This window comes from Nesterenkonia haasae (assembly GCF_010119385.1).
Taxonomy (GTDB): domain Bacteria; phylum Actinomycetota; class Actinomycetes; order Actinomycetales; family Micrococcaceae; genus Nesterenkonia; species Nesterenkonia haasae.
In genome coordinates this window covers 4559-22965 of sequence record NZ_VFIE01000033.1, presented here as the reverse complement: position 1 = coordinate 22965, position 18407 = coordinate 4559, and the positions used below count along the sequence as shown (strand labels likewise).

At 55.0% G+C, this 18407-nt stretch carries 11 protein-coding genes; 5 read left to right on the top strand and 6 right to left on the bottom strand.

Features of this window, described 5'->3' with window-relative positions; genetic code table 11:
* Positions 1-78 precede the first annotated feature (78 nt).
* The gene (gene wecB, locus FH975_RS15790; protein WP_162322141.1) at positions 79-1218 is read right to left on the bottom strand and encodes a non-hydrolyzing UDP-N-acetylglucosamine 2-epimerase; all 1140 of its coding nucleotides are present in this window, start codon (positions 1216-1218) and stop codon (positions 79-81) included.
* 64 nt (positions 1219-1282) lie between these two features.
* The gene (gene wecC / locus FH975_RS15785) at positions 1283-2518 is read right to left on the bottom strand and encodes a UDP-N-acetyl-D-mannosamine dehydrogenase (protein WP_162322140.1); all 1236 of its coding nucleotides are present in this window, start codon (positions 2516-2518) and stop codon (positions 1283-1285) included.
* A 544-nt stretch (positions 2519-3062) separates the two neighbouring features.
* Between wecC and FH975_RS15780 the strand changes: the two genes are divergently transcribed.
* Genes FH975_RS15780 through cysN form a run of 4 tightly spaced genes read left to right on the top strand, consistent with a single transcriptional unit; the run spans position 3063 to position 8580 of the window.
* Positions 3063-4829 (top strand): SLC13 family permease, encoded by a 1767-nt coding sequence (locus FH975_RS15780; RefSeq protein WP_162322139.1) that lies wholly within the window; start codon positions 3063-3065, stop codon positions 4827-4829.
* Positions 4830-4851: 22 nt separating this feature from the next.
* The gene (gene cysQ / locus FH975_RS15775; RefSeq protein WP_162322138.1) at positions 4852-5703 is read left to right on the top strand and encodes a 3'(2'),5'-bisphosphate nucleotidase CysQ; all 852 of its coding nucleotides are present in this window, start codon (positions 4852-4854) and stop codon (positions 5701-5703) included.
* A gap of 10 nt (positions 5704-5713) precedes the next feature.
* The gene (cysD, locus tag FH975_RS15770; RefSeq protein ID WP_162322137.1) at positions 5714-6652 is read left to right on the top strand and encodes a sulfate adenylyltransferase subunit CysD; all 939 of its coding nucleotides are present in this window, start codon (positions 5714-5716) and stop codon (positions 6650-6652) included.
* Positions 6653-6654: 2 nt separating this feature from the next.
* Complete coding sequence (gene cysN, locus FH975_RS15765) at positions 6655-8580, top strand: sulfate adenylyltransferase subunit CysN (protein ID WP_162322136.1); 1926 nt, start codon at positions 6655-6657, stop codon at positions 8578-8580.
* A 558-nt stretch (positions 8581-9138) separates the two neighbouring features.
* Here cysN and FH975_RS15760 read toward each other — a convergent pair.
* Positions 9139-10041 (bottom strand): sulfotransferase domain-containing protein, encoded by a 903-nt coding sequence (locus FH975_RS15760; RefSeq protein WP_162322135.1) that lies wholly within the window; start codon positions 10039-10041, stop codon positions 9139-9141.
* 1098 nt (positions 10042-11139) lie between these two features.
* On the opposite strand from FH975_RS15760, the gene FH975_RS15755 reads away from it, so the two are divergent.
* The gene (locus FH975_RS15755) at positions 11140-11277 is read left to right on the top strand and encodes a hypothetical protein (protein WP_162322134.1); all 138 of its coding nucleotides are present in this window, start codon (positions 11140-11142) and stop codon (positions 11275-11277) included.
* A gap of 581 nt (positions 11278-11858) precedes the next feature.
* Here FH975_RS15755 and FH975_RS15750 read toward each other — a convergent pair.
* From FH975_RS15750 to FH975_RS15740, 3 genes are all read right to left on the bottom strand, one after another.
* Entirely contained in the window at positions 11859-13928 is a 2070-nt protein-coding gene (locus tag FH975_RS15750) for a heparinase II/III domain-containing protein (RefSeq protein ID WP_162322133.1), read from the bottom strand.
* A gap of 23 nt (positions 13929-13951) precedes the next feature.
* Positions 13952-16120 (bottom strand): glycosyltransferase, encoded by a 2169-nt coding sequence (locus FH975_RS15745; RefSeq protein WP_162322132.1) that lies wholly within the window; start codon positions 16118-16120, stop codon positions 13952-13954.
* 76 nt (positions 16121-16196) lie between these two features.
* On the bottom strand, positions 16197-18407 hold a 2211-nt coding region (locus FH975_RS15740; protein WP_162322131.1), incomplete at its 5' end, for a glycosyltransferase.

The following is an 18407-nucleotide window of genomic DNA, read 5'->3' as shown; positions in this document are numbered from 1 at the left end:
CTCCATCAAAACATCCAACGCATGATGCTCAACAGACTTCTCCGGCAAACCGATATAACCAACAATTCCACACATGCTTCAGGCTCCTGATGCGGTGAAGTCGGGTAGACGCGATCCGGTGCCAAATAGCTGCCGTAGAGCAGCGATTGTGCGCGACGCGGCATGGCCATCACCGTAGGGGTTCACAGCAGTGGACATACGTTCATAGGCTGATGTGTCGTCAAACAAGTGCGAGACTTCCGAAACGACTCGCTCCTCGTCGGTGCCGATGAGTCGCACCGTCCCTGCGTCGACGGCCTCGGGTCGTTCGGTGTTTTCTCGCATAACGAGGACGGGTTTGCCGAGGGAAGGGGCCTCCTCCTGTACGCCGCCCGAGTCGGTGAGTACCACATGTGCCAGGTTCATGAGCCGGGTGAACTCACCATAGGGCAAGGGTTCAGTGACAACCACGTTGGTATGGCCTTCAAGCGCGGGAAGGATTGCTTCGCGCACGACAGGATTCCGGTGAGCTGGGAGAACTATGAGGGTGTCCGGGTACCTATCCGCCAAGCGGGCTAATGCTCGACCGACACCTTCCATAGCCGAGCCTTGATTCTCACGCCGGTGCGTAGTTACTAGAAGTAGTTGACTCCCTGAAGATGCCACTTCCTCCAGCTTCGGGTCCGTAAACGCGACTTCACGGTCAGCGACGTCTAGGAGCGCGTCAATAACTGTATTGCCTGTGACAGCTATATCAGCTTCGGGCACGGCTTCGCGCATGAGGTTAGCTTTCGAACCAGCGGTGGGCGCCAGGTGGAGTGAGGTCACTTGAGAGATCATCTTGCGGTTCGCTTCTTCAGGAAATGGCGAGAACAAGTTGAAGGAGCGAAGCCCTGCTTCGACGTGAACCACAGGTATGCCGCGATAGAAAGCTGCCACGGCGCCGCCAAGGGCCGCGGTGGTATCCCCCTGAACGATAACCGCGTCTGGCGTGCTCTGCTCAAGTAGTTCATCCAAACCCCTCACTGTGCGGGTGAGAACTCCGTTGAGTGTTTGGCGCGGCTGGATAATGTTGAGATCGTGATCCGGAGCGATGCCAAATAGTTCATTCACTTGGTCGAGCATTTCGCGGTGCTGACCGGTGACCGTGACCGTGGCGTTGAAATCGTTGGACGCCACGAGCGCTTTGATGATCGGTGCCATCTTAATGGCTTCGGGGCGGGTGCCATATATCGGCATAATCTGTCTAACGGTCGCGTCCTGAGTCACTCTTCCCCCTGTTACCGAAGATCTTTCGCGGCCCTTATCGCCAGATACCGCGGGTATCTATGACAGTCTTTCCTTCGAGCTGAACGGGGTCAACATTCTTGAACGCGTCGTGGTCCACTAAGAGGACGATGATGTCCGCTTCTTGAATCGCTCGTTCCGTCGAGATGAGGCTGACTTTCTCACGTGTTGCCAGCTTCGGCGGCAGTTCGTGAATGTGAGGTTCAACGACCAGAAGCTCAGCGCCCACGGCGAGGCTGGAGAGTCTTTCAACAATAGCCAACGACGGTGACTCGCGAAGATCATCAATGTTGGCTTTGAACGCCAGACCGAACAAGGCCACCTTAGACCCCGCTGCTCCTATATCTAGAGCCTGCTCTATGCGTCCGAGTACCCAATCGGGTTTGGCGTCATTCGTCTGACGTGCCGTTCTTATGAGGTTGGCTTCTTCGGGCGCCGCATCCACTATGAACCAGGGGTCCACGGCGATGCAATGGCCCCCTACGCCAGGGCCTGGTTGAAGAATATTTACCCTTGGATGGTGATTCGCCAGCGCTATAAGCTCCCAAACATCTATGCCAAGTTTGTGACTAATGACAGAAAGCTCATTGGCAAAGGCGATATTGACGTCTCGGAAGCTGTTCTCAGTGAGTTTGGCCATCTCAGCCGTCCTGGCGTCAGTCAGCAAGAGTTCGCCTTGACAAAACGCAGCGTAAAGGTCTCGCGCCGCCTCAGCCGCCTCTGTGCCGATGCCACCTATGATCCTGTCATTGGTAATCATCTCCTGCATGATTTTTCCTGGCAATACGCGTTCGGGGCAGTGAGCGACCAGCAGATCCTCCGCATTGAGATCCATCCGGGCTTCGAGAATTACATCACGCATGTGTTCAGTAGCACCGGGGGGAGAAGTGGACTCCAGGATAACGAGTTCACCGCCGGTCAGAGTCGTGGCGATGCTCCTGGCGGCTGTTTCAATGTAGGTAAGGTCCGCAGATAATGCATCGGTGAATGGCGTAGGTACGGCCACGATATACGCGTCCGCAACCGGCATATCAGTTTGTGCCTTGAGTTGACCTTTGGCAACTGCCCTCTCGAGCACCTCCAACAACCCTGGTTCGACAAAGGGAAGCACCCCGGCATTAACCTGCTCAACCGTCGAAGGCGCGATGTCGACACCCACAGTTTTTACTCCGTGATCCGCAAGGATGGCAGCAGTTGGGAGGCCTATATAACCAAGACCGACAACGGCGACGTTCGCAAAGTTTCTCGCCAAGGTATGTTGTCCTAACTTCTTCAGGTGCAGAGATCTCCGTAACGATATCAGTTTGATCTCGTCAGGAAACGTCGACGGTTTTGGAGTTCAGAGTGTGAGTTCGTGATGAGGATTTATTGAGGCAAGGCGCGGATAGCCGAACACAACGCAGCAGCGAAAAAGCCAAGCTCGTAGAGATCCGTATTGGAGGTACCCGAACTATGCATCCCTGCAATGCGCCAACGAGGAGCATGGTGGCCGTGGCCTCTCGGATTCAAGTCGTACGCCAGGACAGCGCAGTCTTGAAGTATGAGTGCCTACTCACCGGATGCTGGGCATCGTGATCACTGAAAGTGCAACGTTGGGAATATTCACTCCAGATTTTCAGACCAATTTCCAAACAGCCGGTAGAGTTTATGAGAAGGTTTTAGAAGAGTCGCGAGCCTGATGGGTCGGACACCAAAGGCTGCTTGCAACGCGTTGGAAGGGTTCCCCCGTTATCTTCCAATAAGTCGGGGCATGCGACCGAAATCAGCCCAGCAAGTCAGAGGAATCAGGCGTCGTCATGTCAAGTGAAGCGTTATTAACGATTGGCACAGTGATCTCTGTCCTTCTTGCGCTTGCCATGACACGTATAGCACCAGATGTGGTGCTGATGATCGCTGTAACTTTCCTTATCGTCACGGGAATCCTCTCACCCGCCGATGCCCTGGCTGGTTTCGGTAACACCGGCGTACTGACTATAGCCACTCTCTATATCGTCGCTGCAGGGTTGAAGGAGTCCGGAGCCATATTTTGGATGGCGCATCGGTTGCTAGGCCAACCTAGAAGCATCCGCGGAGCTCAGCTGCGAATCCTGGCGCCCTCAGCGACATTAAGCGCCTTCATGAACAACACCGCAGTCATAGCGATGTTAATACCGGCGGTTCAAGATTGGGCGACTCGATTGAAGATCGCTCCATCGAAGCTCATGATCCCGTTGAGTTATGCCTGCATTGTCGGGGGTACCTGCACTCTCGTAGGAACTAGCACGAACCTTGTCATCAGTGGCCTTCTGGAATCAGAACAAGATATTCGATTAGGCATATTCAGCCCAGCCTGGATAGGTGTCCCGGTCGTGTTGGTCGGGTGTGTATACCTTTTCCTCTTCGCCGACAAGCTACTTCCGGACCGCCAGGGTGCCCTGGAACAGCTCGAGAGCGCCAGAGAGTACGCCGTGGAAGTCACCGTGGAACGTGGGGGGCCGTTGGCCGGAAAAACCATTGCCTCTGCCGGCCTGCGCAATCTCACCTATGGATACTTAGCCGATGTGGAGCGCGACGGCGAGCTCATGACGGCCGTATCGCCAGACATCATCCTCCAGGAAGACGATGCGCTTGTCTTCATTGGTGCTCCAGAGTGCGCTCAAGAACTCCGACGTATCCATGGCCTTTCCCCCGCCGATGGCGACCTGCACAAACTCGAGGTCACCCATTCACGCCGGCGTCTCATCGAAGCCATTATCGCTCCAGATTACCCGGGCCTGGATCAGTCGATCAGGGAGGCACGGTTCCGCTCCAGGTATCACGCCGTCATTCTCTCGGTATCACGTCAGGGGCAGCGGCTGATCGGCAAGCTAGGCGACATCGAACTAAGGGTTGGAGACACCCTCTTGCTGGAGGCCGGTGATGACTTTGTGGGGCACTATCGCCACCGCAAAGATTTCCTACTGGTCAGTGCCCTCAACGATTCCTCGCCCCCAGATTTCAGAAAGGCCCCCGTTGCCCTAGGTGTGCTGGCCCTCATGGTCACCCTAAGTGCAACAGGAATCATCTCGATCCTCGAGGCAGCACTGTTGGCGGCCTTCGCCATGCTCGCCACTCGATGCATCCCCATCGGCAAGGCGCGGCGGGAGATTGACCTCTCCGTCTTGATCGTTATTGCCGCATCCTTTGCTCTGGGCGCCGCCATGACCCAAACTGGAGCGGCCCAACAGGCGGCCGAGTGGCTCCTCTTCGCCGATGACCTCGCCCCCTGGCTGGCACTCGCGCTGGTGTACGCCCTCACGGTAGTCTTCACCGAATTCATCACCAACAACGGTGCCGCGGTGCTGATGTTTCCGATCGGTCTCGCAGCGGCAGAACAACTAGAGGTCAGCTTCATGCCTTTCGTTATTGTCATCATGTTCGCCGCATCCGCCAGCTTCATGACCCCGCTCGGTTACCAAACTAACCTGATGGTGCTTGGCCCGGGCGGCTATAAGTTCATGGATTACGTCAAAATTGGGGCGCCCATGAGCCTTCTGACAGCTATGGTGGTCGTGGGCCTGGCCCCACTGGTGTGGGTATTCTGAAAAAGCATCAAGGAGCATTCTTATGACCACATTCATCGATAGGCACACGCGAACCCAGTTGCTCAACGGCGTCTACGAGGCCGGGAACCGGGTCATGGAGATTTATCAAAAGGGCTTCGATGTCGATTTCAAGGAAGACACCTCCCCACTGACGGCTGCTGACACGGCAGCCCATTACGCACTGGTGGAGTTGCTCCACGAGCTCACTCCTGAGGTGCCAGTGCTCTCTGAAGAATCCGCACATATCCCATGGGAGCGGCGGCGATTGTGGTCCCGGTACTGGTTGGTGGACCCACTCGATGGCACCAAGGAGTTCATAAAAGGCAATGGCGAATTCACGCTCAATATTGCCCTGGTGGAACAGGGCGAACCAGTTTTCGGTGTGGTCCATGCACCAGTCCTTCAGAGGACTTGGCTCGGCCAGTATGGTGAAGGCAGCTGGCGTTTCGGGGATAATCCTGATGCCCCGCAGGAGATCTTCATCCGCTCACTTCCAGAGAGTAACGAATGCAGATGGAAAATTGTTGGGTCACGCAGCCACGGCTCCGACGAGTTTGAAGCATTCTGTGCGGCGCTCCCCGAACACGAGCGGATCTCGATGGGTTCCTCGCTAAAATTGTGCCTCGTAGCTGAAGGCGAAGCGGACCTATATCCGCGCTTGGCACCCACCTCTGAGTGGGACACAGCCGCAGCCCACGCCGTGGTTACAGCCGCCGGGGGTGTCGTGCTCAACGCGCGCACTCTGCAACCTCTTCGATACAACCAGGAGGACTCGACTTTGAACCCCTGGTTCGTTGCCGCCGGGGAGCGCTCACCCGCCTGGGAGCAACCGCTGAGCTTCTGCCTCACTCCGAGAGAGCCCATAAACAGTTAGGGTAGACAGAATGAAATCCTCCACCGTTGCTTCCCGTCGAGTGCCCCCCGCCCGGTTGACGCATTTGAAGCAGCTTGAGGCCGAGTCCATCCACATCATGCGGGAGGTGGCCGCGGAGTTTGCGAATCCCGTGATGTTGTACAGCATCGGAAAAGATTCCTCAGTCATGCTGCATTTGGCGCGGAAAGCTTTCTATCCGGGCGTCCCGCCGTTTCCATTGATGCATATTGATACGACTTGGAAATTTCGTGAGATGATCGAGTTTCGGGACCGAATGGCGCACGAAGCCGGTATGGAGTTGCTGACCCATACAAATGAGGAAGGCCGATCAGCGGGGATCAACCCTTTTGATCACGGGAGTGCCAAGTACACAGATGTCATGAAAACCCAAGCGCTGAAGCAGGCGCTTTCGCTGCATGGCTTTGACGCGGCCTTTGGCGGAGCCCGCCGAGATGAGGAAGCCTCTCGCGCTAAGGAGCGAGTCTTCAGCTTCCGGGACAAGTACCACCGGTGGGATCCCAAGAGTCAGCGGCCCGAGCTATGGAGCATCTACAACGCAAAAGTTAACAAAGGCGAATCCATCCGAGCGTTTCCACTCTCGAACTGGACTGAACTGGATATCTGGCAGTACATCTATCTCGAGCAGATTCCAATCGTCCCACTCTATTACTCGGCTCCCCGGCCCATTGTTTACAGGGACGGGATGCAGATCATGGTCGATGATGCCCGACTACCTCTCGAACCAGGAGAAATGCCCCAACTGAAGTCGGTCCGCTTTCGCACGCTAGGCTGCTATCCGCTCACCGGTGCAGTAGAGTCCACAGCTGCGACTCTGCCAGACATCATTCAAGAGATGCTCTTGACCACCACCTCCGAACGTTCCGGACGGGCCATCGACCATGATCAAGCCGGGTCCATGGAGAAGAAGAAGCGCGAAGGGTATTTCTAAAGATGTCACACAAGTCAGCACTCATTGCAGAGGACATCGGGGCTTACCTCAAAGAGCACGAAAATAAGGATTTGCTGCGCTTCATCACCTGCGGTTCCGTCGACGATGGAAAATCCACTCTCATCGGGCGGTTACTCTTCGATTCTAAGATGATCTACGAAGACCAACTAGCCGCAGTTACCCAAGCTTCTAAATCTTCAGGCACTCAGGGCGAGCGTCCGGACCTGGCACTGCTGGTTGATGGGTTGCAGTCCGAACGGGAACAAGGCATCACTATCGATGTCGCCTACCGGTTCTTCTCCACCGAGAAGCGCAAATTCATCATTGCCGATACTCCCGGCCACGAGCAGTACACCCGGAACATGGCCACCGGCGCCTCCACGGCAAGCTTGGCAATCATCCTCGTAGATGCCCGCCATGGTGTCATGACTCAGACGCGGCGCCACAGTTTCATCGCGGATCTCCTTGGCATTGAGCATCTGGTCATCGCGGTGAACAAAATGGACCTAGTGGAATACTCCATGGAGCGCTTTAATGAGATTGTTGCCGAGTACGGCACTTTCGCTACCAATCTGCAGGCTCCAGACATTCACTTTGTGCCTATCTCTGCGCTAGAAGGCGATAACGTAGTTGGCTCCTCGGCGAACATGTCCTGGTTCTCGGGTGAGCCCCTCTTGGAGTTGCTGGAAAGTGTGCCAGTGGCTGCAGATCATGACCTCTCGCATCTTCGCTTACCGATTCAATACGTGAATCGCCCAAACCTGGATTTTCGGGGCTATGCCGGCACCCTTGCTTCTGGCGTCCTGACTCCAGGGCAAAAGGTCAAGGTTCTTCCCTCGGGGACGACGTCTCAGGTGGAGCGCATTGTCACGTGGGATGGCGACTTGGACGCAGCTTATCCGGAGCAAGCCATCACCGTCACCTTGACAGATGATATCGACATCAGTCGCGGCGATTGGATCACTTCCGCTAACGCAGAAGTGACGATATCCAATACCTTCGAGGCAGATATTGTCTGGATGCATGAAACTCAGTTGCAGCCCGGCAAGCTCTATGACTTAAAAATCGCGGCGCGGGAAATTTCCGGTTCGATCGAAAACATCGAGTACCAAATAGACGTCAACACGCTGGAGCGTCGGCCTGTGGAGACCTTGGAACTCAACGCGATAGCCCGCTGCCAAGTAGAACTCACTGGATCGCTGCCTCTCGATGAATACCGGACGTCTCCTAGGACAGGCAGCTTCATCGTCATCGATCGACTCACCAACCTCACTGTTGGCGCTGGAATGATCCGGCACGTAAGCGAGCGCGAATCCCCCTACGAGTACCGATCAAATGACTCCAAGGCAGAAGTCGTCTGGCACCGCAGTGCGGTTACCCAAGAGATGCGCGAGCAGACAAATGGCCACAGCGGTAAGTGCATCTGGTTCACCGGACTCTCCGGATCCGGTAAATCTACACTCGCCAATGCTCTGGAAGTCGAACTCCACAACAACGGGTATAAGACTATGCTTCTTGACGGTGACAACGTACGCCAAGGACTCTGTAAGGATCTCGGTATGACCGAGACAGACCGAGAGGAGAACATCCGCAGGGTATCCGAGGTGGCCAGACTATTTACTGAGGCAGGAATCATCGTTCTCACCGCATTTGTGAGCCCTTACCGACGAGACCGGGAGATGGCCAGAGAACTCTTCGGACCAGAGGAATTTATTGAGATTTTTGTCGACACCCCGCTGGAACTATGCGAGGAGCGTGACCCTAAGGGGCTCTACCAGAAGGCGCGGCGCGGCGAAATAAGAGATTTCACGGGAGTCAGCGCTCCTTATGAGGCACCCAGGGACCCTGAATTAATTGTACGCACGGACAAACATACCCAACGTGATATCGTCCGAAATATCCTCAATCTCTTTCCAGACAAATTATAGATATTTACTTAATTCTCATTCACTTTTTTGTATAATCCTAAAAATGAATGAGAGAACCAATGGTCATTTTAAATGGCATTTTGGGTCAACATAGATAGGCAAATGACCGGAGCTGTTTTTCAACCGTCGAATTCTCGTCATGTCAAGGGATGGAAGCTGCGGGGGCGAGGGAGGCCCCTACGGATCACTCCAGCCGGTTACTCCCTTGTCTCCCTCGGTCCCGCAGTGCGTCGAGCTTCCCGCTTGATAAACTCGAGCTTCCTCCTTCAGGCTTCATCAAACTGTACTGCACCTCTCTTCTCACCAGCGTGATTTCACCGACTCATTGTTCGAGATGGAGTCCTGTGTCCAGGTCGCTAAATCAGTTCCCATCGGGGGCTCGACCTCACCCTGTGGGGACACGGAATAAGACCATCTCACCAATTCAACGTCCGGGTTTCGGGGGCATCCACTCCCGGACACGGACGGTCATGAAGAAAATGCACCGCTCTCTTTGGAACGCCAACACATCCAGAAGAATGCCAATACCCCGCTAGCCTCCGTACCAGGTAGAGCATACTAATACTCGTAGCCAAATTGGCGGGGTTCATCCACGAGGAGGTGCGCTGCATTTTCCCTTGCCCAATCCGGAACCTGAGCACGAGGTCCACGGTATAAATTCGTCTTCGCTACAGCTGAACCATCAACCGAGTAGTCTTCCAACACCTTCTCGATCTGCTGGCGAGAAGCACTAGCCCCAAGGTATGCAAGAAGTTCACATATCCGATCCGCACCGTTAGACTTAAGGTCCTCAAACGATACCTGATGATCCCATAACGCGTTTTTAGTTTTTGCATAAAAAGTATTTACTACTTCTATATTTTTTTTAAGATAGTCGAGGTCCGACGCGTCAGGTAACCTTGAGTGGCGATATTCATCTTTTCTGAAAGTACGCGAGACAACAATATCGACGGGATGACGCGTGAGAAGAATCGTGCGCGCCTCTGAATGAAATAACTCAGGTAATCGCCAATTATGAGCAGTATTAATAAGCGTTTTCTCTAAATTTAGGACAGGGAGTTCTCGCATATGTAATAAGTGAACAGCGTCGATAAACGATGTTCTCTTCGTGGGTGATAATTTCTTCAGTTTATCGCGCAAACTCTTTGGGAGATAGATCTCTCCACCAGGAGAAAAGTCCCCGAGGTCGGCTAGCATGGGCTCAAGCCAATGAGAACCTGAACTGCCACTGTTAACCAAGAATATGGTCAAAGGCCTGCCGCAATGATCTCTGTGACTTGCCGCCTCTATAGAAGACTCAACCACCTCTCGATACGAAAAGCCGGCCCCCGTTGCCATTTTCTTGACACGAGTAGATAGCTTCTCGGCCTGCCGACTGGACTGCCCAGCCCAGGCACGATAGGGATCAAGTGCATACTCCAAGAACATGCGCTCCCACGAAAGACTCTCATCAACTTTCATTTATATATAAACCTTAGAATTTTTTTTGCTATATTGCTAAAACTGATTTTATTTTATTTCTATATGTTATCTTAACTAGAAAACGCGAGGGCTAGAAACCTCGCAGAAACCCACTACATAGTGAGTCCACCTTCCGACTTATACTACACGTTGCGCTTGTGACAGTTTGTATGCCAGTTTGGAGTTACCTAGATGGGAGAGGTGGTTTGGTGCCTCGGCGGTGCGGGGCGGTCTCTTGACCAAAGACGACCAAGACCATCCAGCGTCACCATCGCACGGAAAGTTCAGCCTGTAATGTGAGACTCAGGTGGTCCAGTAGGTCACCCAAAGTTAGCGTCCGGTCACTGAGGTTGACGGAAGGTTGTAGAGTGACTCCGGGGCTCGGAGATAATGTGTGAAGGAGCACCACTACGACTACCCCACCCTCGGGCCGGAGCGGACAAAGACTCTGGCGTAACATGGTCGCCTGGCCGAACTAGGGGAAGAACACTTACGACTGAAAATGGAGAATGGGCTCCTGAAATGAGGCTCTAGTCGAACCGGCAGTGCAACACCGTTTGCCCTGGAGTTGTTCTAATGAACGTTGGCCCTCCAGGACTCCCGGAACCGGATCGCCGGCTGCATCGGCTGGGCATGATGACGAGCCGACTTGAGGACTCTTCCTGGTTTAGGTGAAGGTGCCCCGTCGAAGCCCCGTCTGATTAGCAGCACCCGCAGCCAATGGTTCTTCCGGTTGCGGAACCTGCAGACCACCCGACAATAGAGCTCGATCACCCTATTACCAGCCTCGGTGCCGCGGTCGTTGATTGGTCAATGCCGAATTAGGCAATTAAGCCAGTCACATCTCTCACGGGCAGCTCAGGGCCCGATCCAGACGAGCGATCTCAGACCCCGGGTGCGAAGGAAAGGAGTACGAGACCTATAGTGACATCCGCTGACTAGCACGCGGGTCTTTGTGCTGATAGGCGCTGCGTAGTTCTTGGGCGTATTCAAGGCGGGCCTCCTCACACCGTGGATCACCCGTGATGAACTTCTCCAGACAACACTGGTTCTCGGCCAAGACCTCGCTCCTGATTGGAGCCCGTTACGGATTCGTTAATGCGACGCGCCCTTGCTGCCCCGATGACCGAGGATATCGAGGTGCACCCACCCGCCTGGATGCCCAGCCCCATGACGCCAGAAGTGCCCATCAACCCCGAGCGTGCTCGCTCCGATGCGGTGATGGTCCTGGAATAGGGCTTCGCTGAACACGCATCAAATCGCCTTCCACACGGTCGCAAGTAGATGTACGACTGCCGGGCGTTCTCGACCACTGAGACAGTCAAGCGACACATCTCAGCGATGCTCCAGCCAATGCATCGGCGGATCATCGGCCTCCGCAGGGCCATCACGGCAGAGGTCTTGTTCAATGAACAGTCCGCGTTCGCCGTCGGGTTGTTGACCCGGCCCCCGGCACTTGCCAATTCAGCTTCACAGGACCCGTAGATCGGGCGTAGATGATGCTCCATTTCGCCCCGGTCGGCGCTCACCGAGAGAACCGCGCAATCCGGCCCCAGTTCGGGACCGAGGCTGTTTCCACGATCACCTGCAACTGACCCGCGGGCCGTCCTGCCGGGTGGAGCGCTAGACTTTGGCGACGTGGAGGCCCTCGAGATCAGCGAAGAGGTCACGGCGGTCGCTGTAACCTGCCGTTTGACGTCTTGGGTATCTAAGCCCGTATTGGAACTTCTATCGCGGATAGATTGCTTCAGTCATACCAAGTTTTCAGACCAACGCGGCGACTTTCTTGCTGAGATCCAGAAGGTGATCATTCATTTTTATTGCAATTGACTACCAACAGTAAAATTTGTAGTAATTTCTTTCTTGGACTCGCAACTTCCTGAAAGAGTAATCGCAAGGGCCGGCTCCAACTTCCTGTCTACCTTTGACCGCCATCCTTCAAGAGGAGATTTGGCACCCTTCTTTGCCGAGAGGACAAGGTCTTGGTCACTCCAAGACAAAAGTACCGATAATCCATCAGCTCGAGAGAGGAGTCGGGCTTCTCCGGCATCCGCCCAGTCAAGCTCGAAGCCCCCATTCAGTAGAAAATGCAGTCCAAAAGTGTGTTCCATGTCGTCGTCAAATATGAGTCGATCGGTAAGCGTCAACTGGCACGAGTCAAGATGGAGCTGTCGCCGATGTCGCCACTCGTTATGCGGAACTTCACCTATCACACTGAACGCATTCATTCTTTGGACTGCTTCGACGAGCCCGGATCCATAGGGCGCTCGTCGTCGATTATGATTTAGGCCATCAACACTAACTGTATTATGAGCTCGGACGGACTCGACGTATTGGCGCTCAGCGCTATCATAGAAGAATCCCTGTTCCCGGAGCGGTGAATCATTGGGAAGCTGCGGGCCATAGCCGAAGCGTCCGCCGTCGATTAGTATTTCGTTACCTTCATGCGTCCAAACTAGGGACAGATCGTCACAGTGCTTATGTGCGCGCGAATGAAAACCCGCAGTGAATGCCAAATAAGAAGATTGAGCAAGCTCCCCCTCTCGCAGCGGCTGGGGATTTCTGACCACAGCGTAACCCGTACTAGGCATGACAAATAAGTTGTCCTCATTCGCCTTACCTAGTTTGCCGTCCGTCAGGATGAACTTCGTTGTCTCACTCAATGCCTCCGACTTTCCCCTGACCATTCGTCTTGCAGGAGAATCACCGAACTGGAGCATCGTTCCATCGGGCTGAACAAACCATCCCAGAGCTTCCGATGCTCTTCTTATTCTCTCCACAATTTGTGGACTGTTGATCACTTTTTGTTCTATTGCTTTTTGGAAAGACGTGAGCAGCATTCGGTGGTAATCAGGTGAGTGTTCCGCGTGGCCACCGTCAGGTAGGAACTGTTGCTCAGCCATAAGTCTCATTCGGGCCTCCCCTTGCGACCGCGCCCACGATGCGCGCGGTAAGCATCGAAGATCACGTGATAGCACAATCTGACCGAAAGCAGCATAGAATCCATGGTTGTTGTGGGCAACAAACGACTCCGCAGCTTCATGGGCATCGAAATGCGCTCTGGCCAGCTGAAAGAGAGGGATGAGACGCTCGGCTCCGTAGCCCTCTCTCGCGGCCGCATGGAGCAACCCTGCTAGACGTGGCGACCTGAGGGCCAACGCCATGTCATACCACATCATGTTGCCCGACGCGTCTTTTCTCAACGCCTGTTTACTCCAGGAAACAGCAATATTGACTGCCCATTCAAGGTGGGCTGGATCCCTTTCCTGAAAGAAGGCCTGCATAATGGGGTCCAGGAACTCCCAGCTGTGTAGAGTAAAGCCCCATGTGCGGTCGGTGCCCGCAGCACTTATCCAGTCAGTGCTCGGAGAGAGCTCCAGAGCCTCGAACTCCTCAAAAATCCAACCGGCCTCGATAACCTCCTCAGCACTCTGCCCTTTTGTGTAGAACCATTCGTCAATCTGGGCGGAATCGTGCTCACGCAGCCACGCAATCCAAGCTTCAGCATGTTCCCGGGAGACCGAGAACAGACTGGAGCTCTTGCGACGCCGGGTACGGGGGGTATATCTGTCTACATGGCGCTTACTTGATTCTAGTTCTGCTTTGCGGAAGGCCTTGTGGTCTGCAGGCGCGTTTGTCCGTTCGGCAACCTCCTTCAGGACTTCCATCGCCATATCGGGCAAGTCAAGGTCAAGGAGCCCGCGGTGCAGAGTCCGCAAGAAAGTCAGGTTGAAATCTGTGCCGTTGGTTAAGAAGGCTACATAGCCAGGAAGTCCGAGGCGCTCATGTAGCTGTTCTATGAGCACCTCACGCGCTTCATCGTGCCCCACCTCCGCCCGTACTCGGAGCAATCTATCGAACTCGCGAATCGAGTTATCATCTAACATCGCACGGACAGGTCGAGAATGTATCACTTAGCCAGCTCCGTATACATAGAACGGTACGTCGGAACATTCGAGGACCAAGACCGTTCTTGTCGCACCCACTCTGCTCCTTTGTTTCCCAGCGCATTTCGGAGTTCGGGATCCGTGACTAGCTCATCGAGCTTTAACGCCAGATCTTCAGCATCGTCAGCTCGGAAGACACTTGCTGCACCTCGTGAATCCGCTGCAATCTCTGCAAGCGCAGCAACGTCGGATACGACCACTGGACGCCCGGTGGAGAAGGCTTCGAAAGGCTTAAGCGGTGTGACCAGTTCCGTAACCCGAGTGTTGCGCCGCGGTACCACAAAGATGTCTATCGAGTGGTAGTAATCAAGAATATGTTCGTGCGGAACTCGTCCGGTGAAAATGGTGTCAGTAAGTCCCCCACGCTCTGCGTGCTGCTTTAGTCGATTCAGGTAGGGACCATCTCCGACGATCAGCAGGCGCGCACCGCTTTGCTGGGCTTTTAATAGGCGGTAACCCTCAAGAAGCGTCTCGATGCCCTCGTACTCGACGATGGACGAGATATAACCTACTACGACCTCGTCATCTCCTATGCCGAGGTCTCGACGCAGCTGCGGTTTTCCCGACCCTACGGGGAAGTCCTTCGGGTCGACAGCGTTGCTCGCCAAGTAAATATACTCTGGCGGAATGACCCCGTCGCAACTTTCCTCGAGAATGAAATCTTTCATGGTCTGCGCTAGTGTCACGACCCTGTCAGCTCTCTCCCGGACGCGACGCTCGCTCTGACGGCGCAGTTCATACAAATCGGGCGCTCCATACATTTTAAGAATCAGTTCTATGTTCTCCCACCCCTGGGCATTGCCGATGCGAGAGATCCACGTCTCTTCCCAAAAACCGCGGGATTCGTAGACCACAGGGACACTGGTCGCCTCGCCAACATGCGTAGCCAAAGCGCCATTCGTAAAATCTGAATGCGCGTGAATGATGCTCGGTCTGATCTCTTCAACCAGCTCGTAGAGGCCCTTCACATTAGGCTCAAGCCACTCGTCCCGATTTACGTCCTTCTTGGCTGGTCCAGCCATAAGGACTGTACGGATACCCCCAATGTTGTGCTCAAGCCTCGCTTCGAGACCTTCTTCGTGATTGCCACCGGCCTGCACCGCGATCACAGACGTTACGCCTGCATCCTGCAGGGCCTCAACGGTGTACTTAGTGCGCACCGTGTAGCCGGTCTGCTGTTCGGGCAAAGCCTTGCCGACCATGTGCAGAATGGGACCATCAGAATCATAGAGATTACTTGTCTCAAGCTCGGGCATGAGCGCCCACGGGTCTCGGTGGAACTCGTATTCCCCTCTGAGCCGTTCGGCCACCTGACTATCACTCCGGCTCCTCGACCGAAGGACGACCTCGTCCATACATTCCACGGCATGCTGAAGATACCCGGTTCGACGTCCGTGCCAGAACATTCGTCTCAGTGCCGAGGTGGAAAGATCCCTATACAGGTCGAATTGGCGCGCTACCTCCTTAGCTTCCAGAAAATGACCCAATTCGACCAAGACATCGGCTACGCCCTTGGCTTCCCTCCGGTTGGCCAGGACGGACAGTGGTACACCATCATAAAGGGCGCGTCGGATCGGCATCAGCCAAGCAAGGCCGTCCCCCCCGCTCTTTTTCTTTGTTTTTGGAGCGGGGTTCATTCGCACCACAGCATGCAATCCTGGTGAAGTATAGGACGACTCAGTTATCGGGTTGAACTCGATAGCTTCAATGGCCGCCCCACCCTCACCCACAAGTCGCAGTGACAGTACAAGACGCCCGGTTGGGATGCGGGGCACGTAGACTGACCGTTCGCCGTTAACGAGGTTCAGACGCGCTACCCTATTGCCCGCCTCATCGAACTCATGGAGCACCAGACGCGAGCGGACCCCCTTGTCATTCCGAGTCCGCAAAGACACCGTATATGCAGCCGCCACTGAGAGGGGCACCCCACGACCCGGACTCAACTCTTCAAGATCCGAAGCTTCAGCGCTTAGAACCGTATGGAGAGTGAACTTCTTTTCCTTATCGAGCCGCAGGCGACCTGAATCGTCAAAATACACCACTACATTCTGGTTCGTACCTACATTCCACTGGTTGCCCCACTCTTTGCTCGCTGTAAAAGCCGGGATGGGTATATTCTGCAGGCTATTCATGCCTCGAGCTGTCTCCTTAGATATGTAACGGTGATGCTGCGCCCATCTCTGAGATGGTCATCGAACCAACCAGCGATCATTCGTGAGCGGCTGTGCCTAGTCGCTCCAGGCGTCGGACATACGCCTGCGGCGTGCACTCGCGCTCTACAAACTCCACGGCCTTCTGCTGCTGAACCGCAAACCCCTCTGCACTCCAAAGTTCAGAAATAGTGCGCTGAACGTCGTTGGGGTCCGAGTAAATCGCGGCGTCGCCAAACACAGGCTCAAAGTGCTGGGGCAGGACGCATACCACCCCATAACTCATAGCTTCAAGGATGGCCATACCAAATGCCTCAAGCCACCCATCGGAATGGAAGTACACGAAGAAGTCGATTTTGTGGGCGAGATATTCTTCAACCTCAATCTCGTTGAAAACGTAGATCTCCCATCCCTTCGGCCTCGGAGGAAGGTAGCCAAGCTTCTGTGGTACTTTCGCACCACCCAAGATACAGACTTCCGCAGAGCCATCAACCGGGTACACCTGGCGGAACACGGACCTGTCAGAAGGCCACTTGGCAGCATCGTCCCTTGCATGGCGGCCAATCACCGGTTTGCGTGATGGGTCAAATCGGTTCCTTCTAGCGTGCTCTTCCTTCAGAGTGATTATGCCCTTCCAAGAAAAGTCCGCCAGGTCCGAAGCCGGCAGCATCGGCTCCAACATGGCACCAATCTGCTCACTCTGCGGAGCCCACAGCGGCCGCACACCAAACAGATGCTCCACGTTGCGGGTCACCTGTGACACGTCATAACTGCGCCGCTCCCCCGATGGTTCATACGGAGGATGGTTAGCGACCACGACAGCACGCCCAGCGTTCAATCGAGCTGGGGTATCGCGGACAGCTTGGACTGCCGTAGGCCATCGCACAATCAACAAGTCAGTAGACGCCGCAACATCTAATGAAAGACGATCCACCTGCCCCGAGAGCACCAGTTCATCCACTTTCCGAGCGAACTGGCGTTTAGACGCCGAAGGAATCAAACCGTTTTGTATCGGGATCACCCCAACCCTCAGACCCGCCTCCAGACACACCGAAATCTCGTTAAACAGAGACGTCGAATTGCCCGCCAAGAAACCAAACTCCGACGCGAAGACCACATCAAAATGGGGTGGTTCGTGAGTTCTCTGAGGCAAAAAAGACGGAGGTGCCACAAACAGGCGTTGGGAAGGCTCCTTAGGCATGAATGCCTGTGCGCCCTCTTCGCGAATATACCGATGCCACCGCTTATAACCCCGCAGATATGCACGTCTATCCGGAGCCAAGTACCCCACGCCCATGTCCTCGCGAGTCAGGTTTGCGCCGTCCATAAGCGCGAAGGCCAACGGCGCATCGACCACCGGCTCCACCTTCATCCCGTAGAAGTTCTCTAGACGGCTTTTGAATTCAGAGTCCCCAGACTTCCGGACCGCGTCCCAATAGCCCAGGTCCTGCACAACTTGCTCGCGACGGAACATCAATGACGGAAGCGACGGGTACACCACCTTGCCGGTTGCGGAGCGCATGATGAACTTCAGGTCTTCATCGACACGAATCCAGTTGCTCTCGTTTGCCACCAGCTCCGGGTTCGCCATGAGCTGCTTCGCCTGGGTCTCGATCTGCTGGGGATGATGCCAGTCGTCCTTGTCCGCCACCGTCACGAATTCTCCACGGGCAAGATCCAGCCCGTCGTTGCGGACCGAGTAGGCCCCCCGGTTCTGTTCGTTGAAGACCACACGAACCCGGCTGTCCGAGGCCGCCAGGCGCTGCAACTGCTCCCGGTACCCGGTCGGTTGCCCATGCTCATCCATTACAGGGGAGCAGTCATCGACAATGATGACCTCGAGGTTCCGCCATGTCTGGCCTAGCAGAGAGTTGACCGCCACATCAGTGGCACGGCTCGGCTCGAAGATGGGCACAATCACACTTACCAGCGGCCCGTTATCAATTCGGTCATGTGGGCCCTCCACATCCGAGGTCAGCGCGTAGAAAGACACCTCGCCTTGGGACAATCCGATCCCGGAAGCTCCACCCTGGTTCAGCAGCTCATTGAACTCGCTGCGCCACACCCCCGGCAAATTGGTGTCATTAGTGGCGCTCGGGTTGACCGCGTTCAGCGCCAGCAGGTTCTGCGAATAGTCGAACACCGGATCCGGATCCACCGCTGTGAGCACCTCAGCGGCGCGCATAAATTCGCCCCTCCAAATCAGCAGGTCGCCGTAATAGGAACGGTCAGTTGCCCTAATGCGCTCGAGACCGCGCCACTTCTCCAG